Source organism: Aquimarina sp. AD1 (genome assembly GCF_003443695.1).
In the GTDB taxonomy this organism is placed as follows: Bacteria; Bacteroidota; Bacteroidia; order Flavobacteriales; family Flavobacteriaceae; genus Aquimarina; species Aquimarina latercula.
Genome location: NZ_CP031966.1, coordinates 4,821,539 through 4,841,945, shown reverse-complemented (window position 1 = coordinate 4,841,945; position 20,407 = coordinate 4,821,539). Strand labels below are relative to the sequence as shown.

Here is a 20,407-nt window from a genome sequence, read left to right as displayed (position 1 = left end):
GTAAATCACCATTTAAATTTTTATTTACAGTACTTTAAAATCTAATTTTTTCAAATCATTCCAAAAATCAGGGTACGATTTTGATACCACATCTGCATCATTAATAAGCAATGTTTCTCTTAGTGCTAAAGGAGCAAAAGCCATCGCCATACGATGATCGTGATACGTATCTATAGATATTTCTGACTTAATTGATTTGGAAGCTGCCAACCTTAAGGAATCATCAGTAATTGCAACATTTCCTCCTAATTTTTCTATTTCTATCTTTAGCGCTTCTAATCTATCTGTTTCTTTAATTTTTAATGTATGCAAACCAGTAAGATAACACGATTTACCTAGCCCAAAACAAGTAACAGCAATAGTCTGTGCAATATCTGGAGAATTAGATAAATCTAATTGTAACTCATCTGACTCGATAGCCGCAGAACTTTTGGTTAGTGTTATTTGATTGTTATGAAAAGTAGTTTCTACCCCTAGTTTTTTGTATATCTGCGCTAATGCAGAATCCCCTTGGTAACTATTTTGCTTATAACTACCCAAAGTAACACTCCTATTGTCCGACAAAGCCACAATACTATAAAAATAAGAAGCAGAACTCCAATCTGATTCTACAACAACCAATTTTGGTGTAGCTACTTTTAAAGGATGTATATTAATAACATTATTTTCGAAAGTTCCTTGAATCCCAACATCCTCAAGCAAACTTAAAGTCATTTTTATGTAAGGAATCGAGGTTACTTTTCCCTCTAAAACGATCTCCAAACCTTCCGGCAAAGAAGATGCAATCAACATTAAAGCAGAAATATACTGGCTGCTTACATTCGCGGCTAAAGAAACCTTATTTGTTTTTGGTTCTTTTCCAATAATTCTAATTGGCGGATATCCTTCTTCTTTTTCATAAGTTATTTCACATCCTAATTGCCTAAGTGCATCTACTAGGATTTTTATTGGTCGCTCTTGCATTCTTTTACTCCCAGTCAGAATAGTTTCTCTACCATTCTTTACTGCAAAATAAGCTGTAAGAAACCTCATTGCTGTACCCGCATGGTGAATATCGATTACCTCATCAGTACTTGCCAATGCCGCCTGCATTAATTCTGAATCATCACTATTTGATATATTCTCTATTTTAATTTCAGGATACAATGATTGTAAGATTAACAATCTGTTTGTCTCACTTTTAGAACCAGTAATTTGTAGAACATTATCCTTAATATTCGAAATGTGATTTAATTTCAAATTCATTTTATCTATTGGATTTACGTTTTCTTAATTCAAAATAATACCCTAGAATCATCCCATATGTTAATCCTCCTACAACTCGAGAAGTGATATACCTTACCCAAAGACCATTATTTATTTTTTCATCTATAAAAGTATCGAATGCCAAGCCACCATATTGCATTAAATGTTCAATAATACTAAACAACACAACAAAAACAAGACCTAAAAGAAGTACAGATTTCCAATATCTTTTTGAGGAAATAATTGATTTAAACATTATTTTAATTTATCATTATTATGGTGACGATCGTGATCTCTTTTTGTCTTAATATCCAACTTTTTATTGAACGCTTCTTGAAGATCGATACCCGTTTGATTTGCTAAGCATAATACTACAAACATAACATCTGCTAGTTCTTCTCCTAAATCTTTATTTTTATCACTTTCTTTTTCACTTTGCTCACCATATCTGCGCGCTATTATCCTTGCCACTTCTCCTACTTCTTCGGTAAGTTGTGCCATATTGGTAAGCTCATTAAAATATCTTACTCCATGATTCTTAATCCAATCATCTACCGCTTTTTGCGCATTTTGAATATCCATTCTTTATATTTTTTCCTTCTCTCAAACAAATTATGAGAAGATTATTATTCTTTGTTCTTAGTATCAATAATTATGGTTACTGGTCCGTCGTTAAATAATGAAACCTTCATGTCTGCTCCAAAAACTCCAGTTCCTACTTTCTTTTTTAAGTTTTTTTCTAGCTCTTTTATAAATTCTTCATATAAAGAAATTGCTTTTTCTGGCTTTGCAGCTTTAATAAAACTCGGCCTATTTCCTTTTTTAGTGCTCGCATGTAATGTAAATTGACTAACTACTATTGCGTCTCCATCAATATCAAGAATACTATTATTCATCATATTATTCTCATCACTAAATATTCTTAGCCGACTTATTTTTCCTGATAACCATAATACATCATCTTTAGAATCTTCATCTTCAACTCCTAACAAGATGAGAAGACCCAAACCAATCTTCGAAATCTTGTCTCCTTTTACTTTAACTGATGCTTCAGAAACTCTTTGAATTACAGCTCTCATTATGTATGTGTCTTTTATAGAGGAAATGTTACCCTGAAAAATAAAATTTTATTCTTCATCGTAATTATTTTTTCGATAATGCTCTTCTTCTCCTTCGAGGATTTGCAAATAACTTTTATATCGAGACCAAGCGATCTCTTCCTTATCTAGCGCTTCTTTAACAGCACATTTTGGTTCATTTATATGTAGACAATTATTAAACTTACATTGTTGTTTTAGTTCGAAAAATTCTGGAAAATAGTCTCCAACTTCTTCTTTATCCATATCGACGATTCCAAAACCTTTGATACCCGGAGTATCAATAATCTTAGCATCAAAACTAAGGTCATACATTTCAGCAAAAGTAGTAGTATGTTGTCCTTGTTGATGTTGATCACTAATCTCGGCTGTTTTAAGAGATAAATTAGGCTCTATTAAATTAACCAATGTAGATTTTCCCACACCACTATGTCCAGAAAACATACTCACTTGACCTTCCATTAAGGTTTTAACTTTGTCAATATTTTTTCCTGTTTTTGCAGATATCCCTATACACTCATATCCTATATTTCTATATAAAGCAGCTAGATACTTTATTTCTAGGAGTTCATCTTCATCATAAGTGTCAATTTTATTAAACAATAAAATTGCCTTAATATCATAGGCCTCTGCAGTAACTAAAAAACGATCTATAAAAGCCGTAAAAGTTGGTGGATTATTAAGAGTTACTAATAAAAAAACCACATCAATGTTTGCCGCAATGATGTGAGTTTGTTTAGAAAGATTTACTGATTTTCTAATAATATAATTCCGGCGTTCTCTTATATTTTCTATAACACCGGTTTCTCTATCATTATTAGTTTCTACCTTAAAATCCACCCTATCGCCTACAGAAACTGGATTGGTACTTTTTATACCTTTTATTCTAAATTTACCTTTTATACGACATTCATATACAGTGCCGTTATCAGTTTTAACGGTATACCAACTTCCGGTAGATTTATAAACGGTTCCTGTCATAAACGCAAAGATGCAAATAAATCTCTATACCCAATAGGTATTATACACATTTAAGATTTAGCTACTTTTTTCTGGTGATTTATAGACTCTTGATGGATTGCTTTATAAATTCTTAACATGAACTCTTCACTTAATCCCTTTTCTTCTCCTTCAAGAATCATTTTACCTAAAATTTCATTCCAACGTTTAGACTGCAATATCGCAACATTCTGTTTAGCTTTGGCTTTACCAATCTCATCAGAAATTTTCATTCTTCTGGACAAAACATCTAATAATTGATTATCGGCTACATCGATTTTTGCACGTAATTCATTTAAAGTTCTTTGGTATGCTTCATCGACTCCTACTTCTTTACGAATTCTTAAATCTTTCATATGTTGAACTAAAGTTTCTGGTGTAATCTGTTGTGCGGCATCACTCCAAGCATTATCTGGATCATAATGCGTTTCGACTATTAATCCATCAAAATTTAGATCTAAAGCCGTCTGCGAAAGGTCAAAAATCAAGTCTCTTCTTCCCGCAATATGGGATGGATCTAAAATAAGTGGTAAATCTGGAAAACGATTTTGCAAATCAATTGGTATTTGCCATTCTGGGATATTACGGTACTTCGTTTTTTCATATGTCGAAAACCCTCTATGTATTACCCCCAAATTTTTAACATCGCACGTATAAAAACGCTCTACAGCTCCTAACCAAAGTGATAGATCTGGATTAATTGGATTCTTGATCAATACGGGATTATCAATCCCTCTACAAGCCTCTGCAATATCTTGCACTATAAAAGGAGAAACTGTACTTCTGGCACCTATCCATAATACATCTACTCCATGTTCTAGGGCCAATTCTACATGATGAGGATTTGCTACCTCAGTAGCTATCTTCATTCCTGTTTCTTCTTTAGCTCGCTGTAACCATTTCAACCCTAAAGCTCCAACACCTTCAAAATTACCTGGTCTAGTTCTTGGTTTCCAAATTCCAGCACGCAACACTGTAGCGTCAGAATCTTTAAGTTGATGCGCTATCTTAACTACTTGTTCTTCTGTTTCTGCACTACAAGGCCCTCCTATCACCAATGGGTGATCCAAGTTGTATTCGTCTAACCAGTTTCTAAGTTCTTTTTTATTCTCCATTTTTATTTTTTTATTCTCTATTAATAATCTGTTTTTAAGTGGTTATTTTATGAAATTCCTTTCAAAATTGTTCTTATATGATTAGTGTCTTCCATTTCTTTATAAATTTCTACAAAATTATCTTCTTCCATCAACTCTTTAAACTGTGTGAGATTTGCTATATACTCAGTTAAAGTTTCGACTACATTTTCTTTATTGTGTTTAAAAATGGGTGCCCACATTTCGGGAGAACTTTTAGCTAATCTTACCGTAGATGCAAACCCACTACCTGCCATATCAAAAATATCACGTTCATTCTTTTCTTTCTCAATTACGGTTTTTCCTAACATAAAAGAACTAATATGTGACAAATGAGATACATATGCAATATGTTTATCATGAGAAGCAGGGTCCATATATCGTATCCTCATTCCTAATCTTGTAAAAATCTCCATTCCGCGCTCCTGTAATTTAAAAGCCGTCTTTTCTACTTCACAAATAATGTTAGTTTTACCTCTATACAAATTAGCAATTGCTGCCTGCGGTCCTGAAAACTCTGTTCCGGCTATCGGATGTGCCGCCAAATAATTTCTTCGTTTCGGGTGATCACTTACTGAATTACATAATTTCTTCTTAGTAGAACCTACATCAAATACCAAACAGTCATCATGTATAATATCTAAAATTTCCGGTAATAGTTTCACGGTTACATCTACCGGAATCGAAGTTATAACAACATCTGCTTTTTCTAATGCTGAAAAATTTGCTTTCTCATCGATTAACCCAAGAGAAATTGCTTTATCCAAATGCTCTTCATTTTTATCTATACCGTAAATTTTCGCTTCGTTAAATGCCGCTTTGACATCAATTGCAAACGAACCTCCTATCAACCCAATACCTATTATGAATACTTTCATGCTTCTACTTGTAATCTTTTTATTGCTTCGTTTATATTCTCTTTAGTAACACATAAAGAAAAACGAATATAACCTGCTCCATTACTTCCAAAAATATCACCTGGAGTTATAAAAACACTATTTTCATATAATATCGTATCGATAAACTCAACAGCGTTAATTCCTTTTGGTAGTTTTGCCCAAACAAACATTCCTGTCGCTGTTTTATCATAGTTGCAACCAAGAATTGAAGCTAATTCCCAGATTAACTTTCTACGTTCTTTATAAATAGCATTCATATTAGAATACCAATCATCAGATATATTCAATGCAGCTATAGCTCCTTTCTGAATCCCTTGAAACATACCACTATCCATATTACTTTTTACTTTTAGAATAGCTTCAATTTTTTCCTGACTTCCATTAACCATTCCTACTCTCCATCCGGCCATATTAAATGTCTTACTCAACGAATTTAGCTCAAGTGCAACATTTTTAGCTCCAGGAACAGATAGAATACTTATTGGGTTATCATTTAGAACAAAGCTGTAAGGATTATCATTAATCAATAAAATATTATGATTTGTTGCAAAATCTACTAACTTTTTAAACAAATCCATACTACCATTGGCTCCCGTGGGCATGTGGGGGTAATTAATCCACATAATTTTCACCTTACTTAAATCATTTTTAGCTAAAGCTTTTAAATCTGGTTCCCACCCATTATCCGCCACCAAATCGTAATAAACAGGTTTGGCTCCAACTAAATTAGTTACAGATGTATATGTGGGATATCCAGGATTGGGAACCAAAACCTCATCTCCTTCATTAAGATACGTTAATGATATATGCATAATTCCCTCTTTGGATCCCATCAAGGGTAAAATTTCATTTTCTGGATCTAGAACTACCTTATATTTATTTTCGTAAAAGTTTGAAATAGCTTCCCGTAATTCTGGGATCCCCTGATAACTTTGGTACTTGTGAGCTCCATCTAAAACAACGGCATTTTGAATAGCTTCTACAACTTTTTTAGGTGGATCCAGATCGGGACTACCTATAGCCATATTTAGAATTGGCTTACCTGAAGCCGCTAGCGCCCTTACCTCTCGTAATTTTTTAGAGAAATAATATTCCTCAACCGTTTCTAATCTTTTTGCAGTTTGAATACTCATCCGTTTTGATTTTTATATTCTCCTAAAATTTTAAATTCTAATGCCATTATTTTTAATAAAGAAACAGCTTTTTGATAATCCTCATATGCACTAAACGTAACATCTACAAAAAAGGAATATTTCCAAGGCATGTTAATTACCGGCAATGACTGAATCTTAGTAAGGTTCAAACCACAATCGCTCATAACATTAAGAACTGTTGCTAAACTTCCTCTTTTATGATCCGTTAAAAATTTTAAAGATGCTTTATTAATTTCTTTACTATCCACTCCAGAATCCTCTCTAGCTGTTAGTATAAAAAACCGTGTGCAATTTGATTTAATTGTCTGAATTTCTTTTGCTAAAACATTTAATTGATAAATATTAGCAGCAGTTTCTCCTGCCACAGCAGCAACGCCTTTTAATCCTTGTTCTTGAATTCTTTTTGCAACATCTGCGGTATCTGAATCTTCTACTAATTTAATATGTGGTTGGTCTCTAAAAAATTCTTTGCACTGAAGCAAAGCCATAGGATGAGAATATACCTCTTTTATATCGGAGATTTCTTGTCCCTCTAAAGCCATTAAACAATGATGAATTGGCTGAAAATACTCCCCACATATTGTTAGATTATGTTCATCAATATATGCATAATTAGGAATAATCGAGCCTGCGATAGAGTTCTCTATTGCCATCACAGCATCAGTACTTTTCTTTCTCTCTAGACTATGAACCAGTTCTTGAAAAGACATACATTCATCTACATCTATTTGATCACCAAAATATGCTTGGGCAACCCCATGATGATATGATCCTTTTATTCCTTGTATAGCAACTTTCTTTCTCAAACGTTTTAAATTTTTATTTCAAAAAAAAATCCCGATTTTTCATCGGGATTCTAATTTTATAAATTTTGCTTATTCATTTACATAGCGATCCCGATCTTACTTTTAAAATAAAAGAAGAAAAAATAAAATCGGTTCCAAGTAAACAAATTGCTCATTGTTGTTTCTTTAATACGTTGCTAAATTAGCTAAAACTATTACCATACAAAATATTTTTTCATTTTTTTCATTGATTCAAACCTATTATCATCAAATATCAAATTTTTAATATGAATCAATGAAATATTTTAAACAAACCAACCTGTACAATAAGAATCTTTTAAGTTTTTAAACACTAACAAACGTTAGTAATTATATTACTCCCAGCTCTTTACCTACTTTAGTAAATGCTTTTACTGCTTTTTCTAAGTGATGTCGATCATGTCCAGCAGATAATTGTACTCTTATACGAGCTTTACCTTTTGGTACCACGGGATAGAAAAATCCAATAACATAAATTCCCTCATCTAATAATTTTGCAGCAAACTCTTGCGCTAAAGTAGCTTCATAAAGCATCACAGGAACTATAGGATGATCTCCAGATACTATATCAAATCCTGCAGCAGTCATTTCTGATCTAAAATATTTAGTATTCTCCTCCAGTTTATCTCTAAGTACAGTTGAAGAACTTAACAAATCAAGTACTTTAATCGAAGCTCCTACAATTGATGGTGCCACTGTATTAGAAAACAAATAAGGCCTAGATCGTTGCCTTAACATATCTACAATTTCTTTTCTTGCTGCTGTAAAACCCCCAGAAGCTCCACCAAGCGCCTTACCATAAGTACCTGTTATAATATCAATCCTTCCCATTACATCCCGATACTCATGAGTTCCACGTCCAGTTTTTCCAAGAAAACCTGTAGAGTGACACTCATCGATCATTACCATGGCTTCATATGTATCAGCCAAATCACAAATTTTATCCAATTGTGCAATAGTTCCATCCATAGAAAAAGAACCATCCGTTACAATCAATACCCTTCTGGATCCTTTTGCCGCTTGTAATTGTTTTTCTAGATCCACCATATTATTGTGTTCGTATCTAAAACGTTTTGCCTTACACAATCTAATCCCATCAATTATAGAAGCATGATTCAACGAATCTGAAATAATAGCATCCTCCGCCGTAAGAATAGGTTCAAAAACTCCTCCATTTGCATCAAAAGCTGCTGCATATAGAATAGAATCTTCCATTCCAAGGAATTCTGCAGTTTTTCGTTCTAATTCTTTATGAATATCCTGGGTACCACAAATAAACCTTACAGAAGATAATCCATATCCATGAGAATCTATAGCATCCTTACCCGCTTTTATAACATCTGGATGAGAAGAAAGTCCTAAATAATTATTTGCACAAAAATTTAAAACATGTTTTGTGTTTGTAGTATCTATTTCTGCTCCTTGTGGAGTAGTTATTACTCTTTCTGATTTATACAAGCCAGCAGATTTAATATCATCTAACTCTTTTTGTAAATCGTCTTTAATATTTGAAAACATTACGGTATTCTTTATTTTATTATTTACTAATTAAACTCAAATTATAAGTCTATAAAACAAAATTTCTAAAACATTAGAAGTTCTTTACTTTTTGAACCTGTTTTATATTTCTGTTGTAGTTTTTCAATCATAATTTCAGTAATATCTTTGAGATCATAACGTGGTTGCCATCCCCAATCTTTTTTAGCAGAAATATCACTAATTGATTTTGGCCATCTAGAAGCTATTTCTTGTCGGAAATCAGGGGTATAATTTACATTAAAATCAGGGTATAATTTACGAATTTCGGAGACTACATTTTCCGGAGAAAAACTAATTCCCGAAATATTATAAGATGTTCTTACTGCTATATTTTCTTTTGGTGCCTCCATTAATTCTATCGTAGCTCTAATAGCATCCTCCATAAAAATCATTGGAAGCATCGTATCTTCTTTTAAGAAGCAATCAAAGTCTTCTCCTAGTACTGCTTTATGATATATATCTACCGCATAATCGGTTGTACCTCCTCCAGGTAACGATTGATAACCAATCACACCAGGATACCTTATAGACCTAACATCTAAACCATATCTAAGAAAATAATACTGTGCCCAATTTTCTCCCGCAGCTTTACTAATACCATATACTGTAGCAGGATTAAGATATGCATCATCTGGTGTGTTTTCTAAAGGTGCACCTTCTCCAAATACCGCAATTGAACTTGGGAAAAATACTTTATCGATATCATTTTTTCTTGACACCTCTAGTACATTAAACAAAGTCTTCATATTAATATCCCAAGTAGCTAATGGTGTTTCCTCTCCTTTAGCTGATAAAATTGCCGCTAAATGATAAATTTGGGTAATCTTATATCTTTCTATAACTTCTTGAATCCTATTCCTATCAGTAGCATCAACAATTTCAAATATGCCTTTAAAATCCTCATTTTGTCTAAGGTCTGAAGCTATTACATTTTCTATTGTATACTTTTTTTGAAGCTCTTTTGTCAATACGGAACCTAATTGTCCATTTGCTCCAATTACTAAAACTTTTGTATCCATATTCCTCTTAAAATTTTAACACACAACAAGTATTATTCACTTACTAAATTAGCAAATACAACTTTTATATCCGATATATATCAATATTTAAGTAATTATTCCTTTATATTGCACATTATATCGTTTTAATTACTTTTAAAGGATGTGTAACTCTCTGTTTTAAAGTAATTTTTAATTAACATACATGGACCATTTAGATCAAACTGACATCACAATTCTTAGAATTCTTCAAAAAGATTCTAAAAAAACGGCTAAAGAAATTGCTGCTATTCTTAATTTAACACCATCTCCTGTTTATGAAAGAGTTAGAAGGCTAGAAAAACAAGGGATTATAAAAAAGTATGTAGCTATATTAGATAAAAAACTAATAGACAGATCTATAACTACTATTTGTCAAGTGTCTATGAGATATCACAATGAAGCATTTATTGAAAAATTCGAAGAACAAATTCAAAATTTAGAAGAAGTGCAAGAATGTTACCATATGGCCGGGCAAGTAGATTTTATCTTAAAAATCCACACTAAAAGTTTAGAAGAATACCATGATTTTGTAAAGACCAAACTTTCTAAAATTGAAAATATTGGGGTTTTAAATAGCACATTTGTTTTAAAAGAAATCAAACATTCATCAGAATTCTATATTTAACCTGAACGATTGGATAAATAATCTTTAAGCCAAAATGCTGTTTTTTTCATTTTTCTATTGAGTGTAATTTTATCCATACCAATTATTCCGAATTTTGGAATATATCCTTCGGCCCATTCAAAATTATCTACAAGCGTCCAAAGTAATATCCCTTTTAAGTTGATTTCTTGATCAGAAACCTTTTTCATACCCTCTATAATATGTGTGTAATATTCTATCCGTTTAGCATCATCTTCTTTTTCTGATAAGGCCATTCCACATTCTGTAAGCCACAATGGTTTTTCTGAATCATACATCGAAAATCTTTCCAAAAAATACTGAATCCCATTTGGATATGTTTCCCATCCCATAATAGAAACAGGTGCTTTTCTTTTGCTTGGTTTAACAGGGATACTACCTAAATAAGGAATGTACCACGCACTTTTAACCACTTCTCGAGCGTACGTCTGAATTCCCCAAAAATCAAAATCAACTTTCATTTCTTCCATATCACCCTGTTGTACAAACCGCTTAATTCTTTTTACGAGAGGAAGTTCATTCTCAGGGTACCCCAAACCTATATAGGGTTCAATACATAAACGATTCATTAATGCATCTATTCGACTCGCTGCTCTTAGGTCTTTTTTTCTTTTGGAATGCGATTCAATTTTTGTGCAACTAATAGCGGTGCCAATTTTTATATCTTTCTTACCTTTTAAAACTCTATAACCTCTGGCCTGAGCTAATAAAATATGATGAATACTAGCACTAAAACTTTTAATCCCTCGCTTGCCAGGAGCGTGTATTCCTAGAAAATATCCTGCTCCAATACACACAATCGCTTCATTAATAAGTATCCAATTTTTTACTCGGTCGACAAAATAAAGCTTAAGTACTTTAATATAATTTTCGTAATCAGTAATTACATCTCGATTTTTCCAACCACCTTTATCTTGTAATTTCTGAGGTAAATCCCAATGATATGTGGTAATCCATGGTTCTATACCAACTTCTATACAATAATCAATTACTTTATTATAGAATGCAATTCCTTTTTCATTAATTGCTCCTGATCCATTGGGTAAAACTCTTGACCAAGAAATTGAAAAACGAAATATTTTCAACCCTATTTTAACAGATAAATCAATATCCTCCCTATATCGTTCGTAAAAATTTGTTGCAACCTGGTTATTTGATTTATCCTTAATACTTTTTGGTTTATTAGTAAACGTATCCCATATAGAAAGGCCTCTACCATCCGCATTAAAACCACCTTCAGTTTGGGCTGCTGCAGTTGTGACTCCCCAAATAAGATGGTCAATATTACTCATTGATAAATAAAACTCAAGGAAAGAATAGTTACTAATGCTTGAATAAGCTCTTCTTAATGTATGGATATATAATAAAGAAAATTACCTTTTGAATATTATAAATCACCTTGGTAAAAAAACGAACTATGTTATTATTTATTCTACTAACTAACATATAAATTGGTTTTGATTTTTAAAGTTAATAAAACAGATCCAACATATGTTTACCTAAATATTATCTAAATGTTATGATCAGTTTTTTAATTTTTTATTGGTTATCGATACAATAAATATCGTTTTATGTACTTTTGAACATAACGGGTAGTTATAATATGTGTTTATGTCAATTTCAGTTTCAAATATTACGAAAATATATGATAATCAAAATGCTTTAAAAGAAGTTTCTTTTAAAGTAAATCAGGGAGAAATTGTTGGTTTTTTAGGGCCCAATGGTGCTGGAAAATCTACTATGATGAAAATCTTAACTACCTATTTAGACCCAACTGAAGGAGAAGCTTTAGTCAATGGTTTTGATATACATACGCAGCCCATAGAAGTACAAAAAAGTGTTGGGTATCTTCCTGAACACAATCCTTTGTATTTGGAAATGTACGTTAGAGAATATTTATTATTCAATGCACAGGTGTATAAAATCACAAAATCTAGAATAAAAGAAGTAATTACGTTAACTGGCCTACTACCAGAGTCAAATAAAAAAATTAGTCAATTATCTAAAGGATATCGACAACGTGTAGGGCTAGCATGTGCTTTGCTACATGATCCAAAAGTTTTAATACTAGATGAACCAACAACAGGTCTTGATCCCAATCAGTTAGTAGAGATCAGAGAACTTATTAAGTCAGTCGGCAAGGAAAAAACAGTTTTTTTATCTACACACATTATGCAGGAGGTGGAAGCAATGTGCGACAGAGTGATTATAATTAATCAAGGTGAAATTGTCGCTGATAAAAACTTAAATGAAATAACTGATCAAATGGATCAACTCATAGAAGTTGAATTTGATTATAGAGTAGAAGAAGCTTTTTTATTAAAATTTGAGCATATAAAAGATGTACAAAACATCCATGGATTTGTATATCAACTTACATTTGACACTACTACAGATATGAGATCAGCAGTTTTTGATTTTGCTCACGATAATGAATTGAAAATTCTTCAACTTTCAAGAAAAAATAAAGATTTAGAAAGTCTATTTAGAGAATTAACTAAATAGTATTTTTTAATAATAATATTAAAAAGCACTTTCAAAATCATTCAAAACCTCCTTCAATTTTGCAACTGATATAGGTTTTACTATATAATCACTTACTCCTTCGTAAGATGTAGCTTTAAGAACATCCTCTGGATCAACTGATGAAGAAACAACATAGATAAGTATTTCTTTCTCGCAAGGTATCTTAATGAACTCATCCAAAAATTGCCATCCATCCAATACTGGCATATTTAAATCCAACAAAATAATATCTGGTAGCTTTTCCTTTGCCGAAATAATCGCTCTTAAATTATTTAATGCTTCTTGGCCATTTTTAAAAACCAATATTCCTTCACAAAAGTCAATGAGTTGCATAACCTTTTTAATCCCAAAAACAAAAATAGGGTCGTCGTCTATAACACAAGCAATATCAATTCTTCTCATATTTCATATAAATTTTAAAAGTTGTTCCTTGATTAACCTTACTAATCACTTCTATCTTTCCTCCAATTGCTTCTACTTGATTTTTAGTAATAAACAATCCTATTCCCCTCGAATTTTTAATATTAGGATGAAAGGTTTTATACATTCCAAATAGCTTAGATCGATGCTTAACCAAATCAATACCCAATCCATTATCCGTTATCGATAAAACCACGTATTTCCTATTTGCAACTGCACTAAGGCTTATATGACTCTTTCGTTCCCTTGATCTGTATTTAATACCATTTGTAATAAAGTTGAGTAATATACTATCTAAATAAGCTGGAATAGCTAATACATCAATATCATCATCAACTAAATTATTAATTTCTACTTTAGACTCTAATGCTATAGCAGAAACACCTCTTACGACCTCATCAATAACATCTTTAAGCTGTATTGGCACTAAACTTTTATCAAGCGAAGTATTGATCAAAACTACCTCATTTAAATGAGCAATAGTATCAGAAAGATTACTTGAAGCAGTCTTAAAAAGTTTAATGATTTCATTGTCTTCTATTTCCGGGTTTTCCTGTAAAAATAGATCCAGCAACATTTCAAAATTTCCTGAATGAGATTTAAGATTATGAGAAACGATATGAGCAAAGTTTTTTAATCTTCTATTCTGCTCTTCTGCTACCTTCAATAATGACTTTAATTCTTCCTCTTTTTTTATTCTAGTAATATCCGAAACATGAATTATAAGACCACCTATTTCAATATCATCTGAATACCAAGGACGTAACTCCCAAGATAACCACTTAAATTTGCCACTTTTAGTTTCTATTTTCTCTTCATAATTCTTAACTATATTTCCTTTTAAACAATTATCAATATTTATTTTCCTTGCTTCACTGATTTTAGAAAAAATCTCATAATATGATTTACCAATAATTTCAACATCTTCTATCTCATACACTTCTAACCATTTTTGAGAAGCTGCTAAATAATTCATTTCATTATCTAGCATTGCAATTGCGCTAGGAGTTTGCTCTATAAAAAGTCTGTTTCTCTCAAAATCTCTCTTCTTTTTAGTAATCTCTTGATGGGATCCAACCATCCATTCAGGATTTCCATTTTCATCCCAGCTTACTACTTTTCCTCTATCTAAAACCCAAATCCACTCACCATTTTTGTGTTTCATTCTAAATTCACACTCGTAAAAAGGGGTTTTATTAAGAAAATGATCTTTTAGAAATTTGTTTGATCTATCTTGATCTTCTTTAGTGGAATGTTCTAACCAAGTACTTAAAGAAATTGGTTCTAGTTCTGAAAGTGAGTATCCTATAATTTCTGCCCAACGTTCATTGAGAATTGTTTCTCCTGTTTTAACATTCCATTTCCAAGTACCTAGACCGGTTCCATCAATTATGTGTTCAAAAAAAGCTGACTGAAGTTTAAGTTCTTCTTCTTTTATTTTAATATCTGTGATATCAGTATGTGCGCCTAACATTTTAACAGGCTTCCCATCTTCATCTCGTAACATCATACCTCTGCACCGAACCCACACAGTATGTCCTAATTTATGTCTAAATCTAACTATCTGATCATAAGGGCAGGTAGGATCTTCTGCATGGCTTGCAAAATTGGCATATACATTTTTTAAATCTTCTTTAAACACAATATCCTGCCAAGAATCTACTTTATGAGGCATTTTCTTGGGATCATATCCAAATGTGGTCCAATAACTAGAGTTCATCCATACGTTTTCTGGGTCTAATAGATCCCAAAACCACAGCCCGTCCAACGCTCCGACTTGTAAAAAATCGAATATTGAACTTTCTTTTTTAACTAGATCGTATAATTCTTTTTGCAAATAGTGTTCCCCGCTATCCAAAATTGGATCTACATCTATCTTTTTTTCAAGTTTCATTGTCTTATTCATTTTATTATAACAGAAGGGGTATGTAAGTAGGAATTTACTTAAAGTTAAGGAAAATTCCCTTAAAAAATATGTTAATAAACCTCAATAATATTATGGTCTCAACTTTATAAATATATTTTTAGATTATCCTGTATAAACTAAACCTCGTAAAAGTTAATCTAAATTAGTTGTAATAGAATTATTGATTTTAACTACATCATTTAAATCCTTGATAGTATCTGAAAGCTTAGATGATGTAATTTTAAACATCTTAATAATATCAGATTCTTTTATCTCAGGATTTTCTTGTAAAAATTTTTCTAAGAGTCTTTCTAAATTACTTGAGTGTAATTGTAATTTATGAGATACAATATGAGCAAAGTCTTTTAAACGTGTGTTTTGATTTTCGGTTACTTTTAAAATTGACTTAAGCTCTCTCTCTGCTTTTTTTATATCACTAATATCGGTTGCAACACCTAAATAACCTATTATATTTCCTTTTTCTTTTATTGCAGTAATCGTAAGTTGCACTGGGAATTGAGTTCCATCTTTTCTTACAAGTGTCCATTCTCTCGTATAGTATTTTTCTTTATTTGCTAATTCAATAAAAACCTTAAACCCTTCTTTATACTCCCCTAACTCTGTTGACAACTCAATTTCAGCCATCTTTATCTCATCTTTTAGATGAATAATAATTGGACTTTCTTTCAATAAAAGTTCATCTCTAGAATATCCCAATAAGTTTTCTGCTCCTTTATTAAATATGTTAATGATACCTGATGTATTTGTACCAATAATAGCAACTCTAGTACTCGACTCTAAAACTCCTTCTAATTTTGCAAGGGCCTTATGTAATTTCCTCCTAGTATTTATATTCTGAGTAGTATCCGTTATTTGAGAAATGAAATAAAGTGGTTTTTGATTTTTATCCTTCACCAAAGAGACTGATAACAACGTATAGACTTCCTGACCGTTCTTATGAATATATCTTTTTTCTAAATGATAATACGGTATTTCATCTTTTAAAAGTTTATTCAATAATCCTAGATCTTTTTTTAGATCATCAGGATGGGTAATATCCTGAAAAGTCATCTTAGTAAGTTTTTCTTTAGAATACCCAATCATATTGCAAACTGCATTATTCACTTCGATCCATCTTCCGTCTAAGCCAATGATAGCCATTCCTATAGCTGCATTTTCAAAATTTCCTCTAAATGCTTCTTCACTTACTTTAAGTTTATCTTCAGCCATTTTTCTTTCAGTAACGTCATGCATAGCCACAACCGCACCTTTTATTTCTCCATCTGCTCCTATTAACTGAGAACCATTAGTTACTACTTTTCTTATAGGACCAATTTTAGGGATTATAGTTAACTCTTGATCTTTTACCTCTTCTCCTTTTAAAGCTTTTAATAGTGGTATTTCTTCTTCTTTTAATGGTGTTACGCCATCTCTCTTATAAAGACCATAGTGTTGAGATAATTCTGTAATTGGAATAGATCGTACTGGTAAACCATGCCATTTTTTCGTCGCATTATTAAATAAGGTCAATTTACCGTTTTGATCACAGGATACTATCCCTACGTTAACACTGTCTAAAATTGCTTCTAAAAAAACTTTACGTTCTTCATTAATGGCTTCTGCTTTTTTTAGTTTAGAAATGTCAGAAGTATGCATTAAAACTCCAGCAATTTTTCCTTCTCTATTATACCAAGGCCTGAGTTCCCAGGAAATCCATTGTAAACATCCCTCTTTACCTTTAAGACAATCCTCTTCTTTTCTAAGAACATTTCCTGTGAGACATTCTTTGTAATATTCGTTCCATTTTTCTTCCATTTCTGGAAAAACTTCATACTGAGTTTTTCCAATTATATTTTGACCTACAATATTATAATCTTCAAACCATCTTCTAGATGCCGCCAAGTACCTCATATTTGTATCAAACATTGCCATTGCACTTGGGGCTTGACTTACAAACAATCTATTTTTTTCTAATGCTTTTTTATTATCAGTAATATCGACCTGAGACCCTACCAACCATTCTGGATTATCCTCTTTATCCCAGCTAATTATTTTACCTTTAACCAAAGCCCATATCCATTCTCCATTTTTATGTTTTAGTCGAATCTCACATTCATAATACGGTATTCTTTTTTCATAATGTTCCTGCAATATTTTAGTTGTCTTAATATGATCCGAAGGATGCATAAAACTAACCCAAGTATCTAGAGAAATAGGCTGTAATTCAGCAAGTGAATATCCAATAATATTAGCCCATTGTTCATCAAACAACACCTCTCCTGTCCTTAAATTCCATTCCCAAGAACCTTGATTTGGACCTTCAAGAACATCCTCATATTTTTCGACTAATTCTTGTAATTTTTCTTCAGTTCTTTTTAATTTACTTAGGTCTGTATGGATTCCCAACATTTGAGTCGGTTTTCCGTCATCATCTTTTATTATTAAACCATTAAATTGTAGCCAAACGATATGCCCTAATTTATGCGTATAACGAAGAACCTGTTCGTAGGAATCAGAAAGGTGATAAGAATAGTTTTCAAGGTTATCTGAAATTTTTTTTAGATCTTCATCTTTTATAACATCCCGCCAAGAGGATATTTTATCAGGCATCTGCTTTGGATCATATCCCAATGTATCCCAAAAATTTTTATTAACCCATTCATTTTTAGGCTTTTTTAAATCCCAAAACCAGAGACCATCCCATACTGAATCTTGAATAAAGTCAAAAATCTTATCTTCCTTCTTAATAAGTTGATAGAGTTTTTCTTTTAAAAAATTTTCATTTAAGGGAATAAAATCTCTAGACGTAGTTTCCTCGCTATAGGCCATACAATTTTGTTAAGATTAAAATGTTTGATCAGCGGGGTACTTAAATTTACGCAATATCATTAACTTTTTATTACAGAAAAACCTTTTATTTTAAAAGTTTAAACCACAATAAAATTACACGCAAAAATGAGTGTTTTACTTTTAACATAAAAACACAAACTGCTCATTAACAATCATTTGTATTAAAAAACATTATCAATTGATTATAATAAAAAAACAAATAGAGTATGAAAAAACTAACAAAACCATATTTAAAAAAAAGGGAAAAATCCCTAATATTAGTTATGATTTAAATAAAATCAGGAAATTAATTAAAAATAAGTCGGCCAGTAAAAAATTCATCAACCTCTATTATTGGAGGTGTATTTACAGAAATCACATCACCTGTGCTTCTTATTTCACCTTTTATGGATTGTTGAGGATTTACAATGATCTTATTTGTACCTCTATGCTTTATGTTCACATCTTGAGAAATAAGCTCACCTCCTTCAAATCGACCCGTTCCGGAAGCAAAAGTAACGCTCAAAGTCTCCACATTACCTTTAATAAAAAAAGAAGCAATATTATTGCCAACAACTCTTAAAACTTCGTTATCAACCTCCATAGTAAAAGTTCCTGTTATATTCCCTCCCTCATTTTCTAAAAAGTCCTCAGAGAACAAAACTAATGAAGGATATCTCAACACCCCATCTGAAGAAATATCAAATTGTGTTTCACTCCTAATTTCAGTAATATTTGGAGAAGTAACAAAAACTTTAGTTTGATTAAAATCTCTCACAAAATTACAATCATTGCTATTACTTAACACTAAACGATCTCCTTCAACCGCCGCGGATACTTCATCCAATAAGTTATCACCTGTCTCTATTACGACCGAAGCTACTTCTCCCTCTTTTAAGATTAACTCTACATTAGGATTTACTAAGATTCTTGTAAAATCAGCAACCTCAACCTCTTGTCTTATTATACCTCCCGTTCTTTGAAAACAGTCCAACGCATTTTCAGAATCACAGGAAACCAGACACAAACCTAATATTATTATGATAACTCTTTTCATAATCTATACCCTATTGAAAACTCTACTGCTTCCGCTTTAGCTGCGTGAGATCTAACAGTAATTGAACCAAATATATTTTTGTTAAAATAATATCTTGCACCAAAACGATTATACACTTGACCTTCGAAATCGTATGGATAATACACATAATATCCTAACTGTGTCAAAATCGATATCTTATTAATTCGTAATTCATGTCCTAAAAAAATACCAACTCTTTTGGAATCTTCGTCACCTGTAGTTCCGTCTTCAAAATCTCCAGTTGACCTAAAATCTATGAACTTTTTTAAAGCTTCTGAAAAGAATAATTCCGCTCCCAATTGAACACTACTCTTTTTATTCAATCTCTTATCTGCAAACGCTGCAATTGTATAAAATGGATGCTGACCAGATCCAACAACATCACTTTCATTAATTCCACTGCGGAACATAAAACCGTAAGAAATAGGTTCCGAACCTTTAACGTCCCCTTTTTCTTTTTTAATATATTCTGGATACGTACTATCCAAGACATAATTAAACCCTGCGTTAAAAACTAGTGTATTTGTACTTTTATTAGGAGCTTTAAAATTAGCATTAGAATAATGAATTACCCCAAACCCTAATTGCACTCCAAGTCCACCTATTAAATTTTCTTTTTTTAGATTCAACATTGCAAAGGTAGAACTCATAAAATGAGATCCGTAAGCTACATTTCTAAAATTATTATCTTCATCATATGGATTTGTATTATAAGCTAATCCCTGTCCAAGTCTAAGCATTAAAACCCGCTTAAAAAAATAAAAATTATAATGAGCATAGAATCCGAAGTTTTCTCCTAAAAACTCATTATCCATATCTTGATAAATAAATGATACTCCATAATCGGGAGAATTATACAACCGCTGCCAGTCTTTGTTTCCAAAAGTCTTTCGGTTTATTGAAAAAAGAACTCCAGAGGGATGCCCAGTAATTAAATGAGAAATATCCGGATTGTGTTTCAGGATTGTTCCATAAAAATTATTGACATCAAAACTATAATATGGTTTATCTTCTTGAGATTGCACCAAATACCCTAGAAGAAAAAGTACTAAACAAAGATGTTTTATCATTCCGA

General features: G+C 31.8%; 19 protein-coding genes. 2 read left to right on the top strand and 17 right to left on the bottom strand.

All coding sequences use genetic code 11. The features are described 5' to 3' along the window. Positions 1 to 24 precede the first annotated feature (24 nt). From D1815_RS20730 to D1815_RS20680, 11 genes are all read right to left on the bottom strand, one after another. Positions 25 to 1,245 (bottom strand): 3-phosphoshikimate 1-carboxyvinyltransferase, encoded by a 1,221-nt coding sequence (locus tag D1815_RS20730; RefSeq protein WP_118389137.1) that lies wholly within the window; start codon positions 1,243 to 1,245, stop codon positions 25 to 27. A gap of 1 nt (position 1,246) precedes the next feature. After that, positions 1,247 to 1,501 carry a hypothetical protein gene (locus D1815_RS20725; protein WP_233557547.1) on the bottom strand — a complete coding sequence of 85 codons (255 nt, stop codon included), beginning with the start codon at positions 1,499 to 1,501 and terminating at the stop codon, positions 1,247 to 1,249. Next, entirely contained in the window at positions 1,501 to 1,827 is a 327-nt protein-coding gene (locus D1815_RS20720) for a nucleotide pyrophosphohydrolase (RefSeq protein ID WP_027393095.1), read from the bottom strand. The genes D1815_RS20725 and D1815_RS20720 overlap by 1 nt, the downstream gene beginning before the upstream one ends. Before the next feature lie 44 nt (positions 1,828 to 1,871). After that, positions 1,872 to 2,324, bottom strand: coding sequence for a D-aminoacyl-tRNA deacylase (dtd, locus tag D1815_RS20715; protein ID WP_118389135.1), 453 nt, complete (start codon positions 2,322 to 2,324; stop codon positions 1,872 to 1,874). Positions 2,325 to 2,372: 48 nt separating this feature from the next. Next, positions 2,373 to 3,323 (bottom strand): ribosome small subunit-dependent GTPase A, encoded by a 951-nt coding sequence (gene rsgA, locus D1815_RS20710; RefSeq protein ID WP_027393093.1) that lies wholly within the window; start codon positions 3,321 to 3,323, stop codon positions 2,373 to 2,375. Between the two features lie 50 nt (positions 3,324 to 3,373). Further along, positions 3,374 to 4,456, bottom strand: coding sequence for a bifunctional 3-deoxy-7-phosphoheptulonate synthase/chorismate mutase type II (locus tag D1815_RS20705; RefSeq protein WP_027393092.1), 1,083 nt, complete (start codon positions 4,454 to 4,456; stop codon positions 3,374 to 3,376). Positions 4,457 to 4,503: 47 nt separating this feature from the next. After that, positions 4,504 to 5,352 (bottom strand): prephenate dehydrogenase, encoded by an 849-nt coding sequence (locus D1815_RS20700; RefSeq protein ID WP_118389133.1) that lies wholly within the window; start codon positions 5,350 to 5,352, stop codon positions 4,504 to 4,506. Then, positions 5,349 to 6,506 (bottom strand): pyridoxal phosphate-dependent aminotransferase, encoded by a 1,158-nt coding sequence (locus D1815_RS20695; RefSeq protein WP_118389131.1) that lies wholly within the window; start codon positions 6,504 to 6,506, stop codon positions 5,349 to 5,351. Before D1815_RS20695 ends, D1815_RS20700 begins: the two co-directional genes overlap by 4 nt. Further along, a complete protein-coding gene (locus D1815_RS20690; protein ID WP_118389129.1) occupies positions 6,503 to 7,333 on the bottom strand; it encodes a prephenate dehydratase in 831 nt (276 codons plus the stop codon). Before D1815_RS20690 ends, D1815_RS20695 begins: the two co-directional genes overlap by 4 nt. A gap of 348 nt (positions 7,334 to 7,681) precedes the next feature. Further along, positions 7,682 to 8,869, bottom strand: a complete 1,188-nt coding sequence (gene kbl, locus D1815_RS20685; RefSeq protein WP_118389127.1) for a glycine C-acetyltransferase — start codon at positions 8,867 to 8,869, stop codon at positions 7,682 to 7,684. Positions 8,870 to 8,934: 65 nt separating this feature from the next. Then, positions 8,935 to 9,909: an NAD-dependent epimerase/dehydratase family protein gene (locus D1815_RS20680; protein WP_118389125.1), complete on the bottom strand. Its 975-nt coding sequence runs from the start codon at positions 9,907 to 9,909 to the stop codon at positions 8,935 to 8,937. A gap of 184 nt (positions 9,910 to 10,093) precedes the next feature. Between D1815_RS20680 and D1815_RS20675 the strand changes: the two genes are divergently transcribed. Further along, on the top strand, positions 10,094 to 10,555 hold the full coding sequence (locus tag D1815_RS20675) for an Lrp/AsnC family transcriptional regulator (RefSeq protein ID WP_027393087.1): 462 nt from the start codon (positions 10,094 to 10,096) through the stop codon (positions 10,553 to 10,555). Here the strand turns inward: D1815_RS20675 and D1815_RS20670 are convergent. Then, positions 10,552 to 11,865, bottom strand: a complete 1,314-nt coding sequence (locus D1815_RS20670; RefSeq protein ID WP_118389123.1) for a glycoside hydrolase family 1 protein — start codon at positions 11,863 to 11,865, stop codon at positions 10,552 to 10,554. The two genes, D1815_RS20675 and D1815_RS20670, sit on opposite strands and share 4 nt — an antisense overlap. 319 nt (positions 11,866 to 12,184) lie before the next feature. Here D1815_RS20670 and gldA point away from each other — a divergent pair, with 319 nt between their 5' ends. After that, positions 12,185 to 13,078 carry a gliding motility-associated ABC transporter ATP-binding subunit GldA gene (gene gldA, locus D1815_RS20665; RefSeq protein WP_118389121.1) on the top strand — a complete coding sequence of 298 codons (894 nt, stop codon included), beginning with the start codon at positions 12,185 to 12,187 and terminating at the stop codon, positions 13,076 to 13,078. Between the two features lie 18 nt (positions 13,079 to 13,096). On the opposite strand, the gene D1815_RS20660 is transcribed toward gldA, so the two are convergent. The 5 genes from D1815_RS20660 to D1815_RS20640 form a co-directional block, all read right to left on the bottom strand. Then, positions 13,097 to 13,501 (bottom strand): response regulator, encoded by a 405-nt coding sequence (locus D1815_RS20660; protein ID WP_027393084.1) that lies wholly within the window; start codon positions 13,499 to 13,501, stop codon positions 13,097 to 13,099. Beyond that, positions 13,488 to 15,413 carry a PAS domain-containing protein gene (locus D1815_RS20655; RefSeq protein WP_158594426.1) on the bottom strand — a complete coding sequence of 642 codons (1,926 nt, stop codon included), beginning with the start codon at positions 15,411 to 15,413 and terminating at the stop codon, positions 13,488 to 13,490. The genes D1815_RS20660 and D1815_RS20655 overlap by 14 nt, the downstream gene beginning before the upstream one ends. Positions 15,414 to 15,578: 165 nt before the next feature. Continuing rightward, a complete protein-coding gene (locus D1815_RS20650; RefSeq protein ID WP_118389117.1) occupies positions 15,579 to 18,254 on the bottom strand; it encodes a PAS domain-containing protein in 2,676 nt (891 codons plus the stop codon). A gap of 307 nt (positions 18,255 to 18,561) precedes the next feature. Continuing rightward, positions 18,562 to 19,311: a head GIN domain-containing protein gene (locus D1815_RS20645; protein ID WP_118389115.1), complete on the bottom strand. Its 750-nt coding sequence runs from the start codon at positions 19,309 to 19,311 to the stop codon at positions 18,562 to 18,564. Further along, positions 19,308 to 20,402: an acyloxyacyl hydrolase gene (locus D1815_RS20640; protein WP_118389113.1), complete on the bottom strand. Its 1,095-nt coding sequence runs from the start codon at positions 20,400 to 20,402 to the stop codon at positions 19,308 to 19,310. Before D1815_RS20640 ends, D1815_RS20645 begins: the two co-directional genes overlap by 4 nt. Between the last annotated feature and the right edge of the window lie 5 nt (positions 20,403 to 20,407).

Excerpts from the sequence above, each read along its gene's own strand:
- D1815_RS20705 (WP_027393092.1), bottom strand. The coding sequence starts at position 4,456 with ATGGAGAATAAAAAAGAACTTAGAAACTGGTTAGACGAATACAACTTG.
- D1815_RS20720 (WP_027393095.1), bottom strand. The coding sequence starts at position 1,827 with ATGGATATTCAAAATGCGCAAAAAGCGGTAGATGATTGGATTAAGAAT.
- D1815_RS20675 (WP_027393087.1), top strand. The coding sequence starts at position 10,094 with ATGGACCATTTAGATCAAACTGACATCACAATTCTTAGAATTCTTCAA.
- D1815_RS20695 (WP_118389131.1), bottom strand. The coding sequence starts at position 6,506 with ATGAGTATTCAAACTGCAAAAAGATTAGAAACGGTTGAGGAATATTAT.
- D1815_RS20655 (WP_158594426.1), bottom strand. The coding sequence starts at position 15,413 with ATGAAACTTGAAAAAAAGATAGATGTAGATCCAATTTTGGATAGCGGG.
- gldA (WP_118389121.1), top strand. The coding sequence starts at position 12,185 with ATGTCAATTTCAGTTTCAAATATTACGAAAATATATGATAATCAAAAT.
- D1815_RS20645 (WP_118389115.1), bottom strand. The coding sequence starts at position 19,311 with ATGAAAAGAGTTATCATAATAATATTAGGTTTGTGTCTGGTTTCCTGT.
- D1815_RS20725 (WP_233557547.1), bottom strand. The coding sequence starts at position 1,501 with ATGTTTAAATCAATTATTTCCTCAAAAAGATATTGGAAATCTGTACTT.
- rsgA (WP_027393093.1), bottom strand. The coding sequence starts at position 3,323 with ATGACAGGAACCGTTTATAAATCTACCGGAAGTTGGTATACCGTTAAA.
- D1815_RS20700 (WP_118389133.1), bottom strand. The coding sequence starts at position 5,352 with ATGAAAGTATTCATAATAGGTATTGGGTTGATAGGAGGTTCGTTTGCA.
- dtd (WP_118389135.1), bottom strand. The coding sequence starts at position 2,324 with ATGAGAGCTGTAATTCAAAGAGTTTCTGAAGCATCAGTTAAAGTAAAA.
- D1815_RS20680 (WP_118389125.1), bottom strand. The coding sequence starts at position 9,909 with ATGGATACAAAAGTTTTAGTAATTGGAGCAAATGGACAATTAGGTTCC.
- D1815_RS20660 (WP_027393084.1), bottom strand. The coding sequence starts at position 13,501 with ATGAGAAGAATTGATATTGCTTGTGTTATAGACGACGACCCTATTTTT.
- kbl (WP_118389127.1), bottom strand. The coding sequence starts at position 8,869 with ATGTTTTCAAATATTAAAGACGATTTACAAAAAGAGTTAGATGATATT.
- D1815_RS20670 (WP_118389123.1), bottom strand. The coding sequence starts at position 11,865 with ATGAGTAATATTGACCATCTTATTTGGGGAGTCACAACTGCAGCAGCC.
- D1815_RS20730 (WP_118389137.1), bottom strand. The coding sequence starts at position 1,245 with ATGAATTTGAAATTAAATCACATTTCGAATATTAAGGATAATGTTCTA.
- D1815_RS20650 (WP_118389117.1), bottom strand. The coding sequence starts at position 18,254 with ATGGCCTATAGCGAGGAAACTACGTCTAGAGATTTTATTCCCTTAAAT.
- D1815_RS20640 (WP_118389113.1), bottom strand. The coding sequence starts at position 20,402 with ATGATAAAACATCTTTGTTTAGTACTTTTTCTTCTAGGGTATTTGGTG.